The organism is Butyricimonas sp. DFI.6.44, assembly GCF_022132345.1.
GTDB classification, from domain to species: Bacteria; Bacteroidota; Bacteroidia; order Bacteroidales; family Marinifilaceae; genus Butyricimonas; species Butyricimonas muris.
In genome coordinates, this window is record NZ_JAKNJD010000003.1 from 44,806 (window position 1) to 65,764 (window position 20,959).

19 protein-coding genes are annotated in these 20,959 nt (G+C 39.8%); 4 read left to right on the top strand and 15 right to left on the bottom strand.

Features of this window, described 5'->3' with window-relative positions; all coding sequences use genetic code 11:
- Positions 1-10: 10 nt before the first annotated feature.
- From ade to L0M98_RS05440, 14 genes are all read right to left on the bottom strand, one after another.
- A complete protein-coding gene (gene ade / locus L0M98_RS05375; RefSeq protein ID WP_227217583.1) occupies positions 11-1,624 on the bottom strand; it encodes an adenine deaminase in 1,614 nt (537 codons plus the stop codon).
- Positions 1,625-1,744: 120 nt separating this feature from the next.
- On the bottom strand, positions 1,745-3,628 hold the full coding sequence (mnmG, locus tag L0M98_RS05380) for a tRNA uridine-5-carboxymethylaminomethyl(34) synthesis enzyme MnmG (RefSeq protein WP_370645582.1): 1,884 nt from the start codon (positions 3,626-3,628) through the stop codon (positions 1,745-1,747).
- 1 nt (position 3,629) lies between these two features.
- Entirely contained in the window at positions 3,630-4,058 is a 429-nt protein-coding gene (gene ybeY, locus L0M98_RS05385) for an rRNA maturation RNase YbeY (protein WP_227217580.1), read from the bottom strand.
- A gap of 9 nt (positions 4,059-4,067) precedes the next feature.
- Positions 4,068-4,466 carry an ATP-binding protein gene (locus L0M98_RS05390; protein WP_099291375.1) on the bottom strand — a complete coding sequence of 133 codons (399 nt, stop codon included), beginning with the start codon at positions 4,464-4,466 and terminating at the stop codon, positions 4,068-4,070.
- Positions 4,467-4,647: 181 nt separating this feature from the next.
- Positions 4,648-5,835 carry a murein hydrolase activator EnvC family protein gene (locus L0M98_RS05395; protein WP_227217572.1) on the bottom strand — a complete coding sequence of 396 codons (1,188 nt, stop codon included), beginning with the start codon at positions 5,833-5,835 and terminating at the stop codon, positions 4,648-4,650.
- A 1-nt stretch (position 5,836) separates the two neighbouring features.
- Complete coding sequence (locus L0M98_RS05400; RefSeq protein ID WP_227217570.1) at positions 5,837-6,691, bottom strand: DUF4292 domain-containing protein; 855 nt, start codon at positions 6,689-6,691, stop codon at positions 5,837-5,839.
- The gene (locus tag L0M98_RS05405) at positions 6,681-8,417 is read right to left on the bottom strand and encodes a tetratricopeptide repeat protein (RefSeq protein ID WP_227217568.1); all 1,737 of its coding nucleotides are present in this window, start codon (positions 8,415-8,417) and stop codon (positions 6,681-6,683) included. The genes L0M98_RS05400 and L0M98_RS05405 overlap by 11 nt, the downstream gene beginning before the upstream one ends.
- Positions 8,418-8,427: 10 nt before the next feature.
- Positions 8,428-8,862, bottom strand: a complete 435-nt coding sequence (dut, locus tag L0M98_RS05410) for a dUTP diphosphatase (protein ID WP_099291379.1) — start codon at positions 8,860-8,862, stop codon at positions 8,428-8,430.
- Positions 8,863-8,926: 64 nt separating this feature from the next.
- Positions 8,927-10,408 carry a lipopolysaccharide biosynthesis protein gene (locus L0M98_RS05415; RefSeq protein ID WP_227217566.1) on the bottom strand — a complete coding sequence of 494 codons (1,482 nt, stop codon included), beginning with the start codon at positions 10,406-10,408 and terminating at the stop codon, positions 8,927-8,929.
- Positions 10,409-11,104: 696 nt separating this feature from the next.
- Complete coding sequence (locus L0M98_RS05420) at positions 11,105-11,569, bottom strand: GNAT family N-acetyltransferase (protein ID WP_227217564.1); 465 nt, start codon at positions 11,567-11,569, stop codon at positions 11,105-11,107.
- 85 nt (positions 11,570-11,654) lie between these two features.
- Positions 11,655-12,074, bottom strand: coding sequence for a D-glycero-beta-D-manno-heptose 1-phosphate adenylyltransferase (gene rfaE2 / locus L0M98_RS05425; RefSeq protein ID WP_227217562.1), 420 nt, complete (start codon positions 12,072-12,074; stop codon positions 11,655-11,657).
- A 76-nt stretch (positions 12,075-12,150) separates the two neighbouring features.
- Entirely contained in the window at positions 12,151-12,501 is a 351-nt protein-coding gene (panD, locus tag L0M98_RS05430; RefSeq protein ID WP_099291383.1) for an aspartate 1-decarboxylase, read from the bottom strand.
- Positions 12,502-12,524: 23 nt separating this feature from the next.
- Entirely contained in the window at positions 12,525-13,364 is an 840-nt protein-coding gene (panC, locus tag L0M98_RS05435; RefSeq protein ID WP_227217560.1) for a pantoate--beta-alanine ligase, read from the bottom strand.
- Between the two features lie 84 nt (positions 13,365-13,448).
- Positions 13,449-13,928 carry an arginine repressor gene (locus L0M98_RS05440; protein WP_099291385.1) on the bottom strand — a complete coding sequence of 160 codons (480 nt, stop codon included), beginning with the start codon at positions 13,926-13,928 and terminating at the stop codon, positions 13,449-13,451.
- A gap of 169 nt (positions 13,929-14,097) precedes the next feature.
- Between L0M98_RS05440 and carA the strand changes: the two genes are divergently transcribed.
- The 3 genes from carA to L0M98_RS05455 all read left to right on the top strand — a co-directional run bounded on the left by carA (position 14,098) and on the right by L0M98_RS05455 (position 18,979).
- A complete protein-coding gene (gene carA, locus L0M98_RS05445; RefSeq protein ID WP_227217558.1) occupies positions 14,098-15,186 on the top strand; it encodes a glutamine-hydrolyzing carbamoyl-phosphate synthase small subunit in 1,089 nt (362 codons plus the stop codon).
- A gap of 56 nt (positions 15,187-15,242) precedes the next feature.
- Positions 15,243-18,455 (top strand): carbamoyl-phosphate synthase (glutamine-hydrolyzing) large subunit, encoded by a 3,213-nt coding sequence (gene carB / locus L0M98_RS05450; RefSeq protein WP_227217556.1) that lies wholly within the window; start codon positions 15,243-15,245, stop codon positions 18,453-18,455.
- A gap of 119 nt (positions 18,456-18,574) precedes the next feature.
- Positions 18,575-18,979: a hypothetical protein gene (locus tag L0M98_RS05455; protein WP_227217555.1), complete on the top strand. Its 405-nt coding sequence runs from the start codon at positions 18,575-18,577 to the stop codon at positions 18,977-18,979.
- A gap of 4 nt (positions 18,980-18,983) precedes the next feature.
- Here the strand turns inward: L0M98_RS05455 and L0M98_RS05460 are convergent, their stop codons facing one another.
- Positions 18,984-19,526: a sigma-70 family RNA polymerase sigma factor gene (locus tag L0M98_RS05460; protein ID WP_227217553.1), complete on the bottom strand. Its 543-nt coding sequence runs from the start codon at positions 19,524-19,526 to the stop codon at positions 18,984-18,986.
- Positions 19,527-19,703: 177 nt separating this feature from the next.
- Between L0M98_RS05460 and L0M98_RS05465 the strand changes: the two genes are divergently transcribed.
- Positions 19,704-20,849 carry a FecR family protein gene (locus L0M98_RS05465; RefSeq protein WP_227217551.1) on the top strand — a complete coding sequence of 382 codons (1,146 nt, stop codon included), beginning with the start codon at positions 19,704-19,706 and terminating at the stop codon, positions 20,847-20,849.
- The last annotated feature ends 110 nt before the right edge of the window (positions 20,850-20,959 follow it).

A 20,959-nucleotide genomic window follows, 5' to 3' on the forward strand; every position in this document is an offset into this window, starting at 1 on the left:
CAATAAACTCCTATATGAAATCAAATTTATCGAAGTCAAATATTCCCTTTTCGCCTATTTTCAGAGTAGGTATTACAATCAATGCCATAAATGAGAGCGTCATAAACGGAGAATTCAAGGGTGTTCCCATTTTAGAAAGTAATTTATTCAATTCCATGTACTGTTCGGCAACTTCCTGACCGGAACGATCACTCATAATTCCCCCTACCGGTAACGGTAATGCGTGCAATTTCTCGCTATCATTCACGACCAATCCGCCCTTGAGTCTTATCACTTCATTCACGGCAGTTACAATATCCGTATCCGTGCTGCCTACCGCAATAATATTATGGGAATCGTGAGAAATTGAAGAAGCGAAAGCCCCATGTTTTATACCTATACCGGATATAAATCCGACTTGGGGTTTCGTGTTATAATAGCGATTCAAATACACTATTTTCAAAATATCGGAATCCACATCCGATTGATAATTTTCTATTCTTCGGTCGAAATGGAGCATCATTCTCTCGGTAATGATACTATCCGGAACTACTTTTATACAGTGAATATCTCCTTCCACATCCGTGCGGATATCAATATCTTTTATAATATCGTGATTAAATAAATTCAAACAAGGAATTTTTGAATCCGAAATTTCTATTTTTCCCCCTTTTCGATAGACTTCTACCCCACTAATATAAGTAGCATGAATATTTAAAGATTCGAGATCTTCCAAAATGATAAAGTCAGCTTTATCCCCGACATGCAATGTCCCTACATCCAAATGGTAAAAATGTACCGGATTGATACATGCCACTTGAAGAATATCGAATATCCCGAAACCGTCAGACACGGCTTTTTTCACTAAATAATTGATATGTCCTTTTATTAAAAGATCGTCGGCATGGGAATCATCCGTGCAAAACATCACGTTATCGGTACGTGTGGCAATTAAAGATTTTAAAGCATCATAATTCTTTGCCGCACTTCCTTCTCGAATCATGATCTGCATTCCTTTTGAAATTTTCTCCTCTGCTTCTTCCAATTCAGATGACTCGTGATCGGTTTCTATACCATGAGTAATATACGCACTTAACATGTCACCCCTCAATCCCGGCGCGTGACCGTCTATTCTTAAAGCGTATTTTTTAGCTATATCCAGTTTTGCTATAACTTTCGGCTCACCGTTAAGAACACCCGGAATATTCATCACCTCCGCGAGCATGGTAAATTGTCCGGTTTTTGCCAATATCTCCGTGTCTTCCGCGGTAATAATATTACCCGGTTTATCTAATGGAGTCGCCGGAACGCAAGAAGGTATTCCCCAGAAAATTTTTAAAGGTGTTTCCTCCCCGTTTTTTATCATCATTTTCACTCCTTCAACACCCAAAACATTCGCTATTTCATGCGGATCAGATACTACCCCCACTGTCCCGTTAGGAATAACCAATTTTGAAAATTCCGAAGGCATCAACATAGAACTCTCGATATGTACATGAGCGTCTATAAATCCCGGGCATATATAATGATCGTAAGAATTTGAATTTCTCTCTATCGAAAGAATTTTTCCGTCAGAAACAGTTATTGTACACGGATAAAATTCTCTATTGTCAATATCAACTAAATTTCCTTCTATCACTTTCATAAAATAACTGTTTATATGATGTTTATTTCTACTTTTTCTATCTCTCCCCAAGTTTTCATGTATCTATATTACAAGGTACCCTTCGCACCATTTTGAAATGTTCCACGTGAAACATTTCAGTTATCTTCCCATTAAAATCAATAAAACATTAATGTCCGAAGGCGATACTCCGGTTATACGTGACGCTTGTCCTATTGTTTTCGGTTTGATTTTAGTCAACTTTTGACGAGCTTCATACGATAGAGAATTTATCTCCATGTAATCAAATTTATTCTCGATGACTAAATTTTCCAATCGATTCAATTTATCGGCAATTAATTTTTCACGTTCTATATACCCCGAATATTTAATCAAAACTTCAGCCGCCTCAATAATTTCTTCTCGAATAGAATTATCAAAAATAAATTCTTTCAATGAAGGAATATAATCCACTATTTGAGGAATCGTTATTTGAGGACGAGAAATGATATCAATCAATTTCAATTTTTGACGAATAGGTGAAGAACCGAATAGTTCCAACACGGAATTTATTTCATCCGGAGAAATACTGAAATTGGAAATAAAGCCTATTAACCTGTCCCGCTTTAAAATTTTGTCTTCAAAAATAGAGTAACGATCTTCCTTAACCAAACCTATAGAATATCCCAAGGGAGTCAATCTGACATCGGCATCGTCTTGTCGCAATAAAATACGATATTCGGCACGAGAGGTAAACATACGATAAGGTTCATCCACTCCTTTTGTCACCAAATCATCAATTAATACACCTATATAAGCTTGATCCCGATTTAATATAAAATCTCTATTCTCATGTAAAGAAAGATGCGCGTTAATCCCAGCCATCAAACCTTGAGCGGCGGCTTCTTCATAGCCGGTCGTTCCGTTAATTTGCCCCGCAAAATAAAGTCCCTTAATCAACTTCGTTTCCAAAGTCGGGTACAATTGTGTCGGTTGAAAAAAATCATACTCAATCGCGTAACCCGGACGATATATTTTTACATTTTCAAAACCTTCAACTTTTCGAAGCGCCCTTAATTGTATATCCCAAGGTAAAGAAGAAGAAAACCCGTTCAAATAATATTCCGTAGTCCTCTCCCCTTCCGGTTCCAAAAATAAATGATGACTATCCCTATCGGAAAAAGTATCTAACTTTGTTTCGATACTCGGGCAATAACGAGGACCTATACTCTTGATAGTCCCGTTAAAAAGAGGGCTATCGCCAAAACCTTCACGCAATATATCGTGAACCTCTTTATTCGTGTAAGCGATATAGCAAGGTCGTTTCTCGAGTGAATTTGTATACGCGAAACTCAGAAAAGAGAATTTATGAAAATCATTATCCCCGTCCTGTCTGGTCAATTTAGAGAAATCGATACTTCTACCATCAATACGAACAGGTGTTCCCGTTTTCATACGTCCCACGGTAAAACCATGATCAAACAATTGCTCGGACAATCCATGAGAAGCAGGTTCAGAAATACGACCACCGGGAAAAGTTACCCGACCGATATGCATCAGACCATTTAAAAATGTTCCATTCGTGAGCACTACACGAGGAGCTGAAAAGGAAACACCCAATTGAGTCTTCACCCCTGCCACTTTCCCATCATCCAAAATCAATTCAATAACATCATCCTGCCAAAGATCGAGATTATCGGTATGTTCTACAATATCCCTCCACTCGGAAGAAAATACCATACGATCACATTGAGATCGCGGACTCCACATAGCAGGTCCTTTGGAAAGGTTCAACATTCTGAATTGAATTGTACTTCTATCCGTTACGATACCTGAATATCCACCCAACGCATCTATTTCTCTGACAATCTGACCTTTAGCAATACCACCCATTGCCGGATTACAAGACATTTGCGCTATCTTGTTCATATCCAAAGTGATAAGTAAAGTTTTTGATCCGAGATTAGCTGCCGCACAAGCTGCCTCACAACCGGCATGACCAGCTCCCACTACAATAACATCATATTCAGGTAACAACTGCGACATATCAAAGTGTTTTAAGCAATTCTAAGCAATGATTTTCATTTTGACGCATCTCTTGCGCGTCATTATCCGATTTATCTTTAAAACCTATTAAATGAAGCACAGAATGAACTATCACTCTATGCAATTCTTCTTCATAGGCCGCACCGAATTCCAAAGCATTGGATTGAACCGTGTCCAGACTTATAAATACATCACCGGAAAGTACTTTCCCTTCCCTGTAATCAAACGTGATTACATCAGTATAGTAATCATGATTCAAATACTTTCTATTCACGTCCAGTATATAATCATCATTACAAAAAATAAAAGAGATAGTACCCAATTTCAATGAATAATCTTCAGCAACAAGTTGAAGCCATTGAGTCACCCTCTCTTTTGAGAAAAAAGCAGGAAATTCACATTCCTCGTTGAAAAAAAAAATCTCACTCATCTAATCCATTCATAAATTGAAAACCATGATCACTTTGGATCCTCCGTCTTCAAATATCAAATCGTCAGAAAGCGTTTTCATCAGGTAAAGTCCTCTCCCGGCATCTTTTTCAATATTATCGGGCAAAGTAGGATCAGGTATATATGAATAATCAAAACCTTCGCCTTCATCCTTTACAGCAACGAACAAACGCTTATCTTCCTCATGAACTATGAATTTCACATGCTTCATAGGATCCAATTTATTACCGTAAAGAATAGCGTTATTTACGGCTTCAATGACGCATAAACTTATTTTGCCAAACACATCCGGTTCAACATTATAAACGTCCGAAAAATAATCGATAAAATTCTCAACTTTAACGATATTGCCAATTTCCGAGGCAATTGAAAATTCCAGTTTGTCCATGCTTTCTACAGTTAATATCTAAAATCTTAGACAAAATCATAAACTAAATAACTCCTATTAATTATTAAACCAAACATACGTAAACGTATCCAAAATACCCCACTAACTACAGTTTAGCGAATGTAAGCAAAATATTTCTAATTATCAACTCCGATAAATATAAAAATTTTATATCCATAATTTACCACGGCGTTAACCACAATTGTGGGTCCATATTATCCTTATCTTTCCATACCTGAAAATTTAGTGTACTGTTTTCCCCGCTACTTGCCAACTTACCAATTTTCTGTTTCACGTTCACGGTGTCGCCCTTCTTTATAAAGATCTCCACCAAATTTGAATATACCGTCAGATAATTTCCATGGCGCACAATAACAACATTATTATCCCCCGGAATAAACATTATTTCAGTTACCACACCTTTGAATACCGCTCTCACATCAGCATTACGCGATGTAGTAATTGTAATTCCCGCGTTATTTAACTTCACCTGTTTAAACACCGGATGTATATTCACCCCGAATTTTTCGGAAACAAACCCTTGTTCAACAGGCCAAGGTAACTTTCCTTTGTTTTTAGCGAAATCGTCGGAAATAAGTTTCTCTTCCGGTGTTAATTTATAGTTAGAATTTTTACTCCCGGACTTTTTCGCTTGAGCAGCAATAAGTTTCTCCAATTCATTTTTAAACCGTTCCCGGTTTTTAATCTCGATATTCAGTTTTCGTAGAATCTCTTTCTCTTTTTTCTTGAGTTCCCCGACGTATTTATTAGCTTGATTCTGTTCCTTGATTAACTCGTTGTTCTGGGCAGATATTTTAGATTGCGTCGCGTTCTTCAACGCCATCAATTCAGTAAGTTGATTATTGATCGAAGTCAACGAATCATTCGTTTGTTTTATTCTCTCTAACTGACGTTTGGAATAATCCTGTACCTGCTCGAAATATTTATATCGTGCATAGGCTTGAGTGAAACTGGAAGAAGAGAATATATATACCAACTTATCGGATGTATTTCTTTTTTTCCAAGTTTCGTAAACCATTTTAGCATAGAAATCCAACATTTGTTGCTTACTCGCTTCCAGATCAGATTTAACGTACTCGTTGCTCGATATTTGTTTCTCTATATATTTAACTTCATTCGTGAGAGATTGGATCATTTCCTTTCCCTTTACAATTTTCTGGTTAATAATCGTAATTTTCTGAATAGTAGCCGATTGATCATTACGAGCGTTATCCAATAATTTGTTCAGGTAAGCAATTTCTTTTTCGGTCTTCGCATTTTTCTTTTTAATCGCCTCTATAGATTGCGTGTAAGCAACCGTAAAGGTGAAGGAAAAGATTAAAATCAATATGACGCGAAAAACATTCATGTTAATACATCCGTTTATATTTGCTCGATATTTTAAAGTTAGATGATACTTCAACATCAAATTCCACACGGCTGAAATCCAGTTGGACTTCCCAGTTGTCATCATCAGTAAAGATATTAAAAACTATCTGTTCAGGAAAAAGTTTCCCTTCAAAATCTTTAATATTCTTGTACTTAACACTCATCCCTACTCTTTCTTCCATATCCTCGATAGACACCAGACAAGGTCTGAAACAATCGGGGTCGATATGTATTTTCTGCAAAATCAAGGAAAACTCTTTGTTTTTCCTCTTTTTTTTGTATAATTTTTTCAACTTTCTGCCAATTGCTTTCTCCTCCAAAGTGTACAAAACATAGTCATTACCGGACTTATCAAATTTGAATCGCTTATTTCTGTCCATTTCGGTAGTACAGGATTCAAAATCAAAGAAACGGTTCGTCAACATTCTCTGGAAACAGTCGTAAGTAAAACCGACATCGAAACGCTCTATAAAATAGTTATAGTCCGATACAAAATACTTTTTATCTCTCGGACTGATAAACTTCACGCTATCGGGAGTCAATAAAATTCGTGCAACCTCGATCCCCATCGGGGCAGTCACCGATACCCAGATAAAACTATCCCTTTGAATACGCATCATAGCTTTCAAACTATGGGATTTCTTTTTCTCCTTTAACGTCAAATCTATTTTCTTGGCATATATAGTATTATAGTCCAATTCGTTGAAATAGACATTTCTAAGTAATTTTCCTTCCGTTATATTCGGTAAATCTCTATTAACTTCAACAACTTTCTTAACAGACTTACACGACACTAATAAGCTCAAAACCAAAATAAAAATAAAACTATTCCTCATGCTCTACCGATAAACCATTCACTATTTTATTTTTCAAATTATCACTAATATCATCACCCAATTCCAATGCTTTTTTCCACATTTTCAATGCTTCCTCCTTATCGCCATTCATGTAAAGAATATCACCGTAATGCTCGTACAATACTCCGCTAGGTTCCTCCGTGTTTTCTATGGCAGAACGCATGTAAAAACGTGCCAAAGAATAATTTTTAAGTTTGAAAAGTACCCAAGCGTAAGTATCCAAGAAAGTAGCGTTATTAGGGTCGGCACTCAACGCCGTTGAAATCATTTTTTCAGCCTGATTCAAACGCTCGTTTCTCAAAGAAAGATAATAACTGTAGTTGTTCAAAGTCATTATATCATTCGGGTTGATAGCTATCGCACTATCAAACATGGAAAAAGCTATTTCTATACTATCTTGCTTGTAATAACATTCTCCCAAATAAGCGTACAATTGAGATTTTATAAAAGATTTATCCGGGGCCAATTCAAGCCCTTTTTGAAGATATCCCGTTGCTTTCGCATAATTTCCTTCCATCAACATGGACAAACTTATCATCATATACGGGAGCGGCTCGTTCGGGAAATAACTCAAACACTCCAACCCTTCACTTTTCATAGCTGCCGTATCACCCAATTGGTTCGATAAAAGCATCAATTCCTCCCAAACCAGATAATTGTTTTTCTCTTTAGAGATAATAAATTCGAGTTCTTTCTTACATTCCTCCAATTTATTTTCTCTCTTTAAAAAATCAGCATTCAAAGTTCTTACACTGAGATCACTCGGATATTTCTCCAATAATAATTGAACATATCTGTAAATATGATCGGTCGATAAACTTAAATCCGCTTGATTAACAAGTAATTTCAATAAATATTGAACTTTCAAGTTGTTGTCTATATTATCATTCGCCAACGCGGGACGAATATACTTTTCCGTGTTCAGAGAATCTTTTTTGGTTCGATAATAATCAGCCAGATAAAATTGAACGAAACCGTTATCGGGATAATCTTTCACAATCCTATTCAAGAGTTGTAATCCTTTTTTCTCCTGATTGTGTGACAAATACAACTCCGCCAATAATCCCAAATAATCAGTATTCTCCGGGTATTTTTTAATCAATTTCATGATCTCGGAAGAAGCTCTCTTCACGTTATCCATTTTGGAATACAATTTGGCTTTTTCTATTATCGCGGGTTCATTTACTCCGAATTGTTTCTCGTATCTATTCAAAACCTCTATCGCTTTCTCCCATTTTTCAGTCGAGGTATAAAGATCAACTTGAATAATATAAAAATCTTCTCTTTCAGGATGTTTGGCGATTAGTTCATCATATACCTTACAGGCTTCTTCAATCATTGATTTTTTCTGCAAGATATTCGCCAACAAAAGATTGTACCAAATATTATCGGGTTCGAGCTGAACCGCTTCACGCATCAACTGAAGAGGAAGGTTTAAATCTTCACCCAAAGAAAGTATACTGGATATTTCGTAACGCACCGCGGCACTCCGGTTATAAATTTTCATGCATTGGTCGAAATAAGTCAAAGACGACTTCAAATCACCCAATATTTTAAACCGGACTCCTTCCATGAAAGCATAGTCAAACTGCACTTTAGCTTCACCTTCTAAAGTTGGTTCAACTGCTTTCTTTTTATCTGCAAATACTTGAATGGCACATAAAAGAAACAGAATAACAAATAACGATTTAACTAATTTGTTCATTCTAAATTGTTTATTTTTTACCCGTGTGACCGAAGCCTCCCTCTCCTCTTTCCGTGTCGTTCAAAGTCTCCACTTCAATCAATTCAGCCTGTTCGACTTTATTAATCACCATTTGGCAAATCCGTTCACCGTCATTGATTTGTGTAACTTCGTGTGATAAATTAACCAAAATAACACCAATCTCTCCTCTGTAATCGGCATCTATCGTTCCCGGCGTATTCAACAAAGTAATCCCTTCGTTTAAAGCCAACCCGCTTCTCGGACGCATTTGAGCCTCGTAGCCCTCGGGCAATTCAATAAATAACCCGGTAGGAATCAATTTTCTTTCCAACGATTTCAACATAACCGGGGCATCCAAATTTGCCCGAATATCCATTCCCGCCGATGATTTTGTCTTGTATTCCGGAAGCGCATGCTTCGACTTATTCACGATCTTTATTTTCATTTCTCTCTATTACTTTGATAGTTAGTTATACAACACCTTATTTGTATAAATCGTGCTAAGATAGCTATTTTTTATGAATTAACTTGTACATAAAATCTTTTGTCAATAAAAAACTCATCTCTCTTTTCACGAAGATATAAACGAAGAGTATAAATAACGGCAAACGAACTAAACAAGTTACCAAATCCCCGTCAAATTTAATCATTCGCCCTGCAAAATAAAACGCCAGACAAATAACGAAATAGAAAAGAATTTTCGGTATATCATAATTAATCTTGTAAAAATGTCTTCCCAGAATAAACGAAAGTATAGTCATTACCAAAAAACAAGTAAACACGGAATAAGCGGAAGCCATAAAACCGATTTTAGGCAAGAAAATAACATTACCGGCAATGGTTATCACGCATCCCGCGATAGCCATGTACGCACCGTATATCGTTTTATCAGTCAATTTATACCACAAGGAAAGCGAATAATACATCCCTTGGAAGAGATTTGCCATGAGAACCCACGGCACGATAGCCAATCCCTCGAAATAAGTCGATTTAACGAAATATTTCAAAAGGTCGAGATTAAACATGACACCCAAGAATATCATCAAACCAAACCCGGTAAAATAGAGTAAAACATCCTCGTACACTTTTTTTGAGTCAGAGTTTCTGGAATAATTAAAAAAGAAAGGTTCAAAAGCGAAACGGAATCCTTGGGTAAATATATACATGATTAAGGCAAGCTTATAGTTTGCCCCGTAGATCCCGGTCATCGCCATGCTGGTAGCTTCATCTTCCAAAAGCTTTGGCATCAATATTTTATCACCTTGCAAATTAATAATTCCCGCTAAACTCACGATTAGAATCGGGTAAGAATACTTCAATATATCTTTCAATAAAGAGAAAGAAAAAACAAACTTAAACTTCAATATATAAGGAAGCAACATAAGCAGCGTTACAACCGAAGCCAACAGGTAAGAGATGAAAACGTAGATAACCCCTCCCTCCGGGTTATAAAAGGGAACATGTATTCCTTGCTTTTCGAGATAAGGACACAATAACAAGAAAAACAAATTCGAACCTACATTGATTCCTATATTCACTAACTTAATGATTCCGAAACGAATAGGACGGCTATCCAAACGGAGCAAAGCGAAAGGCAAAGTAGTAATCACGTCGATAGCCAATGTCACGGCTAATAGAGAGATGTAAATCGGATAATCTTCAACTTCCAATAAAACAGAAAGTTGAGGAAGAAAACAAAAACAAAGAACAAGAAAAAGTATGGAAGTAAAGCTCAAAGAAGTCAATAGAGTGGAGAAAACTCTATCCTTACCGTCTTTCGTGGCGAACCTGAAAAAACCGGTTTCCGTACCATACGTCAACAGCACCATTAAAATAGAAGTGTACGCCATTAGATTGACTACTATCCCGTACTCGTCTGCAATAAATACTCTCGTGTACAAAGGCACCAGCAACCAATTTATAAATCGTCCGATAATTGTCGTGAAACCGTATATCACGGTTTCTCCCATTAGTTTTTTCAGTGGGTTCATATTTTTTCTACTTTTGCTTCAAGTTCATTGAAGTGACAAAAGTAAGAAGTTCTCAACAACAATATCATATATATATTATCTTTTATTTTTTTTAAAAAGAATATGAAGATGATTATAGGCTGTGAGTAATTGTGATAAAATAAATGGATTTCTCTTGTTTTTGTAGTTATTATTTGTTGGTTTGAAGGTTACTCACAATGTATGTATTGATTATGTACTGATAATCAAAATTGTTTTTGAGTTATCCACAATTGTTAGTAATAATGATTCGGAAAAAGTATTTTGTGAAATGATAGAAAACCGATGTTAGTAATTTGTAGAAACAAGCAGGGTTAATTTAAAAAACTATTCTTGGATTTTTGATTTCAATTATTACTTGCTTCTCTTTTCGTGAAATGCAAATGAAGTTATTCTTTTTAGTTCTTTTTTTATTCACAGTTACTAACGGGGATACTAACAAATAAATGTCTATATATTCATATATCGGTTTATAGAATGAACATGTAGGATTTATAGCTGAATATAGTATTACTTCGGTATCACTTCCACATCACTTCCGTGTAAAACGCTATTAGTTCCCTATTAAAGCGCTATTAAAACCCTATATTATAATAGCGTTTTAATAGGATTACAATAGAGTATAAAAAACTTTATATGTACTACTGAACCGGAAGTGATGCCTTATTGCAGATGGATTCACTTGCGTTTTGGGTATAAATACTCCATTTTATACATATCAAATCCTTTAGCCCAATAATCTTTTTTGATTTCTTTTAGTTCAAATCCTTGTTTTTCATAGAATTGATAAGCTACTTGCGAAGTTCTGACGGTTATTTTTTGAACGCTTTTGATGGATTCAAGTTTTTCGATTCTATATTCAAGTAATCTGGTTCCCAGTGATTTTCCTTGGTATTCCGGGTGTAAAATGTCCCAACTGATTTTTCCTATCGTTTTATTCTCGGCAAAATTGATTCCACCGCATCCTACAATTTTTTCATTAAAGAGTAGAACGTAATAGAGTTCTCTTTCATTATCCAAGTAGTTGCTAAAATCATTCTCTTCCTCCGGCGCGAAGTATTCGGGCGTGTTTAACCTGATTAGATTCATCACGGAACTTTTGTCTATTGATTTGTATTCCCGGATTGTAATCGAATTATTCATTGTGTTTTAAGGTTTAACTGATAAAAAAAGGATGTATCTCGAGATACATCCTCCTGTAAGGAATAGTTGATAACGAGCAACTATTTTATTTCATTTTCTCTATCAGGGAAGTGGTGGAGTAACCTTCCACGAAATCTATGGTAACTACTTCTCCCCCTTTGGCTTTCACTATGTCGTACCCGACGATGTCTTCCGGGCGGTAGTCCCCTCCTTTTACCAGTACGTCCGGTTGTACCATTTTTATTAAATCGTAAGGGGTGTCGGTATCGAAGAAGATGACTTGGTCAACGAAAATCAATGAAGCTAACGCTAAAGCCCGGGCATTTTCATCGTTCACGGGACGGGAATCGCCTTTCAATCTTTTTACTGAACTGTCGGTATTTAAACCGATAATGAGTTTAGTTCCTAAAGAAGCGGCTTTTGCCAAGTATTCGATGTGTCCTTTATGCAGGATGTCGAAGCAGCCGTTGGTGAAGACGATTTTGTCGTTTCTGTATCTCCACATACTGATGGTTTTGGAGGCTTCTTCTGGCGTGTGAGCTATTTTTTTCTCTATGTAAGGTAAAAAGTCCATTGGCGTGTCAGATTAGTTTGTTTGTAGCCGTGTCGGGGAATACGAGAACGGGTTTGTGTGATTTGGCTTCTTCGAAATCCATGGAGGCGTAAGAGATGATGATTATCACGTCGCCCACGGCGCATTTGCGTGCAGCCGGTCCGTTCAAGCAGATAATACCCGAGTTTCTTTCACCTTTGATGATATAGGTATCTAATCTCTCGCCGTTGTTGACGTTCACGATTTGAACTTTCTCGTTCTCTATCATGTTGGCGGCTTCCAGAAGAGCCTCGTCAATAGTGATACTACCCACGTACTGGAGGTTGGCTTCAGTAACGGTAACTTTGTGAAGTTTAGATTTTACTACTTCTATAAACATCTTCGTGTCAGTTTGATATACGTTTAAAATACAATATTATCAATCAGTCGGATTTTACCGGCGTATACTGCCACGCAACCGACTTTCACGTTGTTCTCTTTCCAATCCCGGATGGTTTTTAATTCGGTGTCATCCACGATTTCGAAATATTCGACTTCAAGGTAGGGGTTTTTGTTGATTTCTTCCGTTACCCATTGTTTTAATTCATCGACGCTCATTTCGGAAGTTAGTTTAGTGGCTTCTTGAAGAACGGCATGGATGTGAGGTGCGTTTTTCCGGTATTCCGGTTCCAGCAGGGTGTTGCGGGAACTCATGGCAAGCCCGTCTGCCTCGCGGATGATGGGGCAAGGCACGATTTCTAAATTATAGTGCAGTTGTTTTACCATGTTTTTAATCACGGCTACCTGCTGGAAGTCTTTCATCCCGAAATAAGCCCGGTGGGGTTGAACGGCATCGAATAATTTGCTGACGATTTGTCCCACGCCGTTGAAGTGTCCCGGGCGTTTGGCTCCTTCCATGACGCTCTCGACGTACCCGAAATTGAATACCCGGGTATCTTCCTCGGGATACATTTCCTCGACGCTGGGAGCGAACACGTAGTCGCACCCGTTTTTCTCGAGTAAGGCGACATCTTTGTCCAAGGTGCGCGGGTAGCGTTTGAGGTCTTCTTTATCGTTGAATTGCGTGGGATTGACAAACACGCTGACAACAGCCACGTCGTTTCCTTCTTTACATGCTTTTACCAGAGAGATATGTCCCTCGTGAAGTGCACCCATTGTAGGCACGAGTCCCACCGTTTTCCCTTCTTGTTTCAGCTTCTTTATCGTGGTGGTTAATTCCGCTTTCTTTGTAATAATATTCATGATTATAATCTTGAAAATACGGGGTGCAAGTTTACAAACTATTTTCGAGATAATACCATATTGAAAGTTGAAAATTCAAAATGATTACTTAAATAGCGAGTGAATATTAGGGTGTATGGAGGAAAGGGCGTCCAATAATTCCTTGTGGGTAACGCCTTCCCGCATCACGATTAAAACGGTGTCATCGCCCCCGATGGTGCCTAAAACTTCAAAATAGTTCTCGTTGTCGATTAAAACGGTAACGGCTTTGGCATAACCGGGAAGGGTTTTCATGACGGCGATGTTGCCGGAAAAATCGATACTTGAAATGGAATCCGTGACGATAGCCGATGCTTTTTCGTCAGCCTGTTCGTTCTGGATGCTTTCCGGTATGATGTAAATGTAACCTTTGTCCTTGTGAGGTATTTTTGCCACTCTCATGAATTTCAAGTCACGCGACAGGGTGCTTTGAGTTGCTTCCACGCCCAGTTCTTTCAGTCTGAACAATAGTTCTTCCTGTGAACATATTTGCTCGTTCTCGATGAGCTTTCTAATAGATAACAAGCGCTTTGTTTTATTTCTCATAGGTGTTAATATTACGCCCTACAAAACTAATCAAAAATGTTTGATTTTCAATGGATGAATATATTTATGCATAATTATTTATCGAAACACATAAATATTCTTTGTAGTGTCGATTATTAGTTCTATTTTCGCGTATAATTACATATAATCTTTAGTTGATAGAATAAATATGCAGAAATTAAAGAAAGCTCGTCTGGTTCTGGAAGACGGGACGGTTTATGAAGGAACTTCCTTTGGTTACGAGAAATCGGTGTCCGGGGAAGTTGTTTTTTATACGGCAATGACGGGGTATCCCGAGAGTTTGACGGACCCTTCCTACAAGGGGCAAATACTGGTTCCCACTTACCCGATGATAGGGAATTACGGGGTCCCGGTGGATGATGAACGGGACGGAATATCGAAGTTTTTCGAGTCGGACAGGATTCATTGCAAGGCGTTGGTGATTTCCGATTATTCTTCCCGGTACAGTCATTGGAATTCACAAAAAAGCCTCGGAGATTGGTTGAAAGAACAACAGATTCCGGGGCTTTTTGGTATAGATACCCGGGCTTTGACGCGGAAGTTGAGGGATAACGGTGCGATGGTGGGGAAAATTTTGTTTGATGATGAAGATGTGCCTTTCTACGACCCGAATAAGGATAATATCGTGGCTGAGGTTTCTACCAAAAAGATTATGGAGTACGGGAACGGGAAGTATAAAGTGATGTTGGTGGATTGCGGGGTGAAGAATAATATTCTGCGATGTTTATTGAAACGTGACGTGACGGTGAAGCGGGTGCCGTGGAATTACGATTTCACGAGGGAGAAGTATGACGGGCTTTTCCTTTCCAACGGACCCGGTGACCCGGCGATGTGCGTCGAAACTATCGAACATATACGGAAGGCCTTGAAAGGGAATATCCCGATTATGGGAATTTGCCTTGGAAATCAATTGATGGCGAGAGCGGCAGGAGCTTCGACCTATAAATTGAAGTACGGGCATCGAAGCCATAATCAACCGGTGATGAAACCCGGGGGAACGCGTTGTTATATAACTTCACAGAATCACGGGTTTGCCATTGACGAGAAGACTCTTCCGGCAGATTGGGAACCGTTTTTCGTGAACGTGAATGACGGTACGAACGAGGGAATACGGCACAAGAAAAAGCCGTTCTTTTCCGCGCAATTTCACCCGGAAGCGTCGAGCGGTCCGGTAGACACGGAGTTTTTATTCGATGATTTCATCGAGGCGATGAAACAATTGAAAATGGAAAGTTGAAAATTGAAAATGATGAAATTTTTCAATCTAAAATCTAAAATTTAAAATCAATAAATATGAAGAAGGTTTTGCTTCTAGGTTCGGGAGCGTTAAAGATAGGGGAAGCGGGGGAATTTGATTATTCGGGTTCGCAGGCGTTGAAGGCACTACGGGAAGAGGGTATTTATAGCGTGTTGATTAACCCGAATATTGCCACGGTGCAGACTTCCGAGGGAGTGGCGGATAAGATATATTATTTGCCGGTTACTCCCGAATTCGTGGAAGAGGTGATTAAGAAGGAACGTCCGGAAGGGATATTGCTTTCTTTCGGCGGGCAGACGGCATTGAATTGTGGGGTGGAGTTGTACAAATCCGGGGTATTGGAAAAATATAATGTACAGGTGTTGGGGACACCCGTGCAGGCGATTATAGACACGGAAGACAGGGAAATATTTGCCGGAAAACTGGCTGAGATTGACGTGAGAACACCGAGAAGTATTGCCGCCAATAGCATGGAAGAGGCTTTCGCGGCGGTGGATAGGTTGGGATTCCCCGTGATTATCCGGGCTGCCTACACGTTGGGCGGTTTGGGTTCCGGTTTCTGCTCGGATAAAGAGGAGTTGGAACGTCTGGCTTCCAGTGCGTTTTCCTATTCGCCGCAGATTCTCGTGGAAGAGTCTTTGAAAGGCTGGAAAGAGGTGGAATACGAGGTTGTTCGGGATAAGTATGACAATTGCATCACGGTGTGTAATATGGAGAATTTCGACCCTCTTGGAATACACACGGGCGAGAGTATAGTGGTAGCTCCCTCGCAGACGTTGAGTAACAGTGAATACCATAAATTGAGGTCAATCGCTATCAAGATTATCCGTCATATCGGGATAGTGGGAGAGTGTAACGTGCAATATGCCTTGGACCCCCATTCGGAGGATTACAGGGTGATAGAGGTGAACGCGCGTCTTTCCCGTTCCAGCGCTTTGGCTTCTAAGGCTACGGGATACCCGTTGGCATTCGTGGCGGCGAAATTAGGTATGGGCTACGGGTTGCACGAGATTAAAAATTCTGTAACGAAAGTGACCACGGCTTGTTTTGAACCGGCGTTGGATTACGTGGTGTGTAAGATTCCCCGCTGGGATTTGAATAAATTCGAGGGGGTTTCCAAGGTGATAGGTTCCTCGATGAAGAGTGTCGGGGAGATTATGGCTATCGGTAGGACTTTTGAGGAGGCTATCCAGAAAGGGATTCGGATGATTGGGCAAGGGATGCACGGGTTCGTGGGTAATGTGCTTAAATCGAGAGATATAGATGAGGAGTTGGCGAACCCGACGGATGCCAGAATATTCGCCATAGCCGGGGCTTTCGATAAAGGGTACAGCGTGCAGAAGATTCACGATTTGACAAAGATAGACCATTGGTTTTTGCAACGTTTGGAGAATATTCACTTGTTGAAAGAAGAGTTGTCAAAATTGAATGGCGAGGAGGAGATTAGCGCGGATTTATTGCGCGCGGCAAAGCAATACGGGTTTTCCGATTTTCAGATAGGTCGGTTGACGATTAAAAATACACCTCTTTCGCATCACGAGAAGATGTTAAAAGTGAGAGAATACCGTAAAAAACTGGGTATTTTGCCCGTCGTGAAGCAAATAGACACGCTGGCGGGGGAGTATCCTGCCATGACGAACTATCTTTATATCACGTACAATGGCTCTGAAAATGACGTGGCGTACGAGCGTGACGGTCGTTCGGTTATCGTGTTGGGGTCGGGAGCGTATCGTATCGGCAGTAGCGTGGAATTTGACTGGTGCGGGGTGAGTGCCTTGAACACGATTCGGAAAATGGGGTATCGCTCGGTCATGATTAATTACAATCCCGAAACGGTAAGCACGGATTACGATACTTGCGACCGCTTGTATTTCGATGAACTTTCTTTCGAGCGGGTAATGGATATTGTCGAATTGGAGGTGCCGAAGGGAGTGATTGTTTCCACGGGGGGACAGATACCGAATAATTTGGCGATGCGTTTGCACGGGCAGCACGTGAATATACTGGGTACTTCGCCCGAATCGATTGACAGGGCGGAAGACCGTAGGAAGTTCTCGTCCATGTGTGATGAACAGGGAATAGATCAGCCCCGGTGGAGCGAATTGACGAGCATAGAGGATATATACGCTTTCGTGGATAAGGTAGGCTTCCCCGTGTTGATTCGTCCTTCTTACGTGCTCTCGGGGGCTGCCATGAACGTGGTGTCGAATAAAGACGAGTTATTGCATTTCCTTGAGTTGGCGGTGGAAGTATCGAAAGAGCATCCCGTGGTAGTATCCGAGTTTATCGAGCAGGCGAAAGAGGTCGAGATTGACGCCGTGGCACAGGAAGGGGAGGTGAAAGCTTACGCTATCAGTGAACACGTGGAGTTTGCCGGTGTGCATTCCGGTGACGCTACAATCGTGTTTCCCGCCCAGAAATTGTACGTGGAAACGATTCGCCGGATTAAAAAGATTGCCCGGTCGATAGCGAGGGAATTGAATATATCCGGTCCTTTTAATATGCAGTTTCTGGCGAAAGACAATGATATAAAAGTAATCGAGTGTAATTTGCGGGCTTCGAGGAGTTTCCCGTTCGTGTCGAAAGTCTTGAAATATAACTTTATCGATATGGCAACCCGGATTATGCTGGGGGAGAAAGTGGAGGCGTTGAACAAATCGGTTTTCGATTTGGATTACGTGGGAGTGAAGGCTTCTCAATTCTCGTTTGCCCGCCTGTTGAAAGCCGACCCCGTGTTGGGAGTGGATATGGCGTCGACCGGGGAAGTCGGTTGCATCGGAGAGAATTATTACGAGGCAATATTGAAGAGTATGCTTTCCGTGGGACATCGTATCCCGAAGAAAAATATCCTGATTTCCTCGGGTCCCACGCGTTCCAAAGTAGAGTTGTTGAATTCTACCCGAATGCTGATAGAGAAAGGATTCACGATATATTCCACGGAAGGAACGGCTAAATTCTTCAAGGAAAATAATATCGACGTGAATATTCTTTACTGGCCGGATGAGGATAAGGAACCGAATATCATGGAATATTTGCATGACCGTAAGATAGACCTCGTGATTAATATCCCAAAGAATCACACGAAACGGGAGTTGGATAACGGGTATAAAATCCGTCGTGCTGCGGTGGATTATAATATCCCGCTAATCACGAATGCCCGTTTGGCAAGCGCGTTTATCTATGCAATCTGCAAAGTCAATCCTGACGAAATCGCTATCAAGAGTTGGGACGAATACGGGGAAAGCTGAGAGATAAAAACTAAAAGTTGAGTAAATTGCCGATTTAAAGTAGCGTTTTTTGAACAAATTGCTGTTTTGAATCGGCAATTTTGTATTTTTGTAATCACCATTACAAAAAATAGGTGCTTATGAAGAATAAGAAATTGAAAGGGATACTTTATTTATGTGCTATTCTGGTGTTGTTTGCGCTAGGGTTGTTTATCTGGATGAAGACGTCCAAAATAGTGGAGGAAAAGACGTTCACGATAAAAGGGCAACAGGAAGCGATTTTCGAGTATAACACGAAGATAGAATTACCTAAAGCGATACGTGTACATTTTGACGGGAAATTAGATTGTGATGCTATATTGATTATCAAGGAAAACGGGGAAGGAAATGCCATTCGTTTCCGTCGTTCTTTCCCGCTGAAAGCCGGAGAACTCAAAGATTACGATTTCCAGACAACTTGGACACACCCGAGGATGATTATCGAGTTACGTTCTAAAGATTGCGAAGTGAACGATGTGGAAATCCATATCGAAGTCGAAGGGTAACGAGTCAGAAAAGATGAAAGAAAAGGTAAAATAACAGGCAATGAATTGATTTATCCGGATTTTTACCGATATAAGTCCGGATTTTCGTGTATGCTTTTTTGATGTTTTTATGAACTTGGGAATGTGTTACGTTCAGCTCATTCGATATTTCGTCGTAGTTTTTGCCCGCTAATTTCATTTCTACGATTCGCTTTTGCAAGTCGGAAAGGTTATCCATTGCCAGATTCAGTTTTGTGAACAAGTCGTCATACGTGGTGTCATATTCGGAAGTGGTACTGAAAACGAGCGATTCGAAATACTTCAGGTTATTGCGGTCTATCACGTTCTTGTGACGGAGAAAGCTGATACAACGATTTTTAGACATCGCCAGCAGGTATTGTTTCGTGTTTATCTCTTCCGGTATAGTTTGATATTTCTCGAAAAAACAGATAAACACGTCTTGAACCAAATCTTCGGTATCATCTCTATTCATTATATAGTGATAAATGAAGTTATATATGTCACTATAATAGCTTTTGAAGATATGTTCAAATTTCTCCTCGGGCATATTCGGGATTTAAAATTTCTGTTTTTTTCCAAAACCACATCACAAATATATGCGATAAAATTTTTATTTGGACTTGTTGGGGTAAAAATATATTGTTGGAAATAATAAAAAAATATTGGAATAAGGGGGGGCCCATTTTTTCACTTAAGCGTTTTATTATAAAAATCAAGTGGTTTTATGCAAATAGATTGGAGCAAATTATTTTCATATATCAACGGTTTCGCGGACCGGAAGACTATCGAGGAAGTGGAAAGTTGGCGTGAAAAGGATTCCCGGAATGAAGAGTTTTACCGGCGTACCCGGGATTATTATGCGAATAGTCCAACCCGGAACGAATCTTTTTCGGAAGGACAATTGGATATTCTTTACAAGAAGATGTTGAAGAGTAAACGAGGCAGGAAACGGCGTGCGTTGTGGCAAAGGACAACGGTGGCAGCGTCTGTTATTTTGTTGCTTTCGGTAGGTGTTTGGTGGTATTATACCGGGAATATGCACGACGAGAGTAAAGCACATGTTCCCGTTCATGCGGCGGAGGTAATCATTATTACCGAGGGCGGCGATAAGTTTACTGCTAAGCAATTGGATTCCGGTATCGCAAGACAAGTTGCCGATAATAAATTGGAATATTCCGCGCGTGAGAATACGAGTGAAGAGGATGCTGCCCGTGTGGAAAAACAGGCACCGAGGCACACGATAATCGTGCCGCGGGGTAAGACCTTCGAGTTGGTTTTGGCTGATGGGACTTTCGTGTTACTCGGACCTTCCAGCGAGTTGACTTATCCCGTGCAATTTGATTCTTGTTCCACGAGAGAAGTTACTCTTCGGGGAGAGGCTTATTTCGAGGTGACTAAATCATCCAACCGTTTTGCCGTGAACACGGAGCGAATGAAATTGCAGGTGTACGGGACCACGTTTAATGTTTTTGCCCGGGAAAAGATGCCGGTTGAAGCCGTGTTGGTCGAGGGGCGGGTGGGAATCACTCCCGAAAATGGTACCGAAGAAACGATACTCCATCCCGGGGATATGTATTCTATTGACGAAGCGGGAGATATTAAAGTGATGCAGGTGGATTTGGCAGAATACAAGGCAAAACGGAATGGTTATGTCCTTTTCAACGGTAAAACGATAGAACAAATCGTGCGAAGTCTTGAATTATATTATGATGTTGATTTTGTGCACGAGGGAGTAGTTCCGGATACGCGGGAATACGTGTTCTCGGTGAAACGTACTTCCTCTCTTCGGGAGGTTTTGGACGTGATAGAGTCTGTTGCTGATGTTAAATTCGTAATCGACGGGAAGGAGGTGGAGATTACCCGGAAATAGCATCATGTATAAAGAAAAACAGGATACCCGTTTGCCGACGTGCATCCTGTAGAATAAATTAATGGTTCAGTGTGTATCTCGAAAATCACGAACCGGTTAATTAACTCGAT

Bases quoted from the DNA above. Each gene is read 5' to 3' on its own strand.
- ade (WP_227217583.1), bottom strand. From the start codon at position 1,624: ATGAAAGTGATAGAAGGAAATTTAGTTGATATTGACAATAGAGAATTT.
- mnmG (WP_370645582.1), bottom strand. From the start codon at position 3,628: ATGTCGCAGTTGTTACCTGAATATGATGTTATTGTAGTGGGAGCTGGT.
- ybeY (WP_227217580.1), bottom strand. From the start codon at position 4,058: ATGAGTGAGATTTTTTTTTTCAACGAGGAATGTGAATTTCCTGCTTTT.
- L0M98_RS05390 (WP_099291375.1), bottom strand. From the start codon at position 4,466: ATGGACAAACTGGAATTTTCAATTGCCTCGGAAATTGGCAATATCGTT.
- L0M98_RS05395 (WP_227217572.1), bottom strand. From the start codon at position 5,835: ATGAATGTTTTTCGCGTCATATTGATTTTAATCTTTTCCTTCACCTTT.
- L0M98_RS05400 (WP_227217570.1), bottom strand. From the start codon at position 6,691: ATGAGGAATAGTTTTATTTTTATTTTGGTTTTGAGCTTATTAGTGTCG.
- L0M98_RS05405 (WP_227217568.1), bottom strand. From the start codon at position 8,417: ATGAACAAATTAGTTAAATCGTTATTTGTTATTCTGTTTCTTTTATGT.
- dut (WP_099291379.1), bottom strand. From the start codon at position 8,862: ATGAAAATAAAGATCGTGAATAAGTCGAAGCATGCGCTTCCGGAATAC.
- L0M98_RS05415 (WP_227217566.1), bottom strand. From the start codon at position 10,408: ATGAACCCACTGAAAAAACTAATGGGAGAAACCGTGATATACGGTTTC.
- L0M98_RS05420 (WP_227217564.1), bottom strand. From the start codon at position 11,569: ATGAATAATTCGATTACAATCCGGGAATACAAATCAATAGACAAAAGT.
- rfaE2 (WP_227217562.1), bottom strand. From the start codon at position 12,074: ATGTGGAGATACAGAAACGACAAAATCGTCTTCACCAACGGCTGCTTC.
- panD (WP_099291383.1), bottom strand. From the start codon at position 12,501: ATGTTTATAGAAGTAGTAAAATCTAAACTTCACAAAGTTACCGTTACT.
- panC (WP_227217560.1), bottom strand. From the start codon at position 13,364: ATGAATATTATTACAAAGAAAGCGGAATTAACCACCACGATAAAGAAG.
- L0M98_RS05440 (WP_099291385.1), bottom strand. From the start codon at position 13,928: ATGAGAAATAAAACAAAGCGCTTGTTATCTATTAGAAAGCTCATCGAG.
- carA (WP_227217558.1), top strand. From the start codon at position 14,098: ATGCAGAAATTAAAGAAAGCTCGTCTGGTTCTGGAAGACGGGACGGTT.
- carB (WP_227217556.1), top strand. From the start codon at position 15,243: ATGAAGAAGGTTTTGCTTCTAGGTTCGGGAGCGTTAAAGATAGGGGAA.
- L0M98_RS05455 (WP_227217555.1), top strand. From the start codon at position 18,575: ATGAAGAATAAGAAATTGAAAGGGATACTTTATTTATGTGCTATTCTG.
- L0M98_RS05460 (WP_227217553.1), bottom strand. From the start codon at position 19,526: ATGCCCGAGGAGAAATTTGAACATATCTTCAAAAGCTATTATAGTGAC.
- L0M98_RS05465 (WP_227217551.1), top strand. From the start codon at position 19,704: ATGCAAATAGATTGGAGCAAATTATTTTCATATATCAACGGTTTCGCG.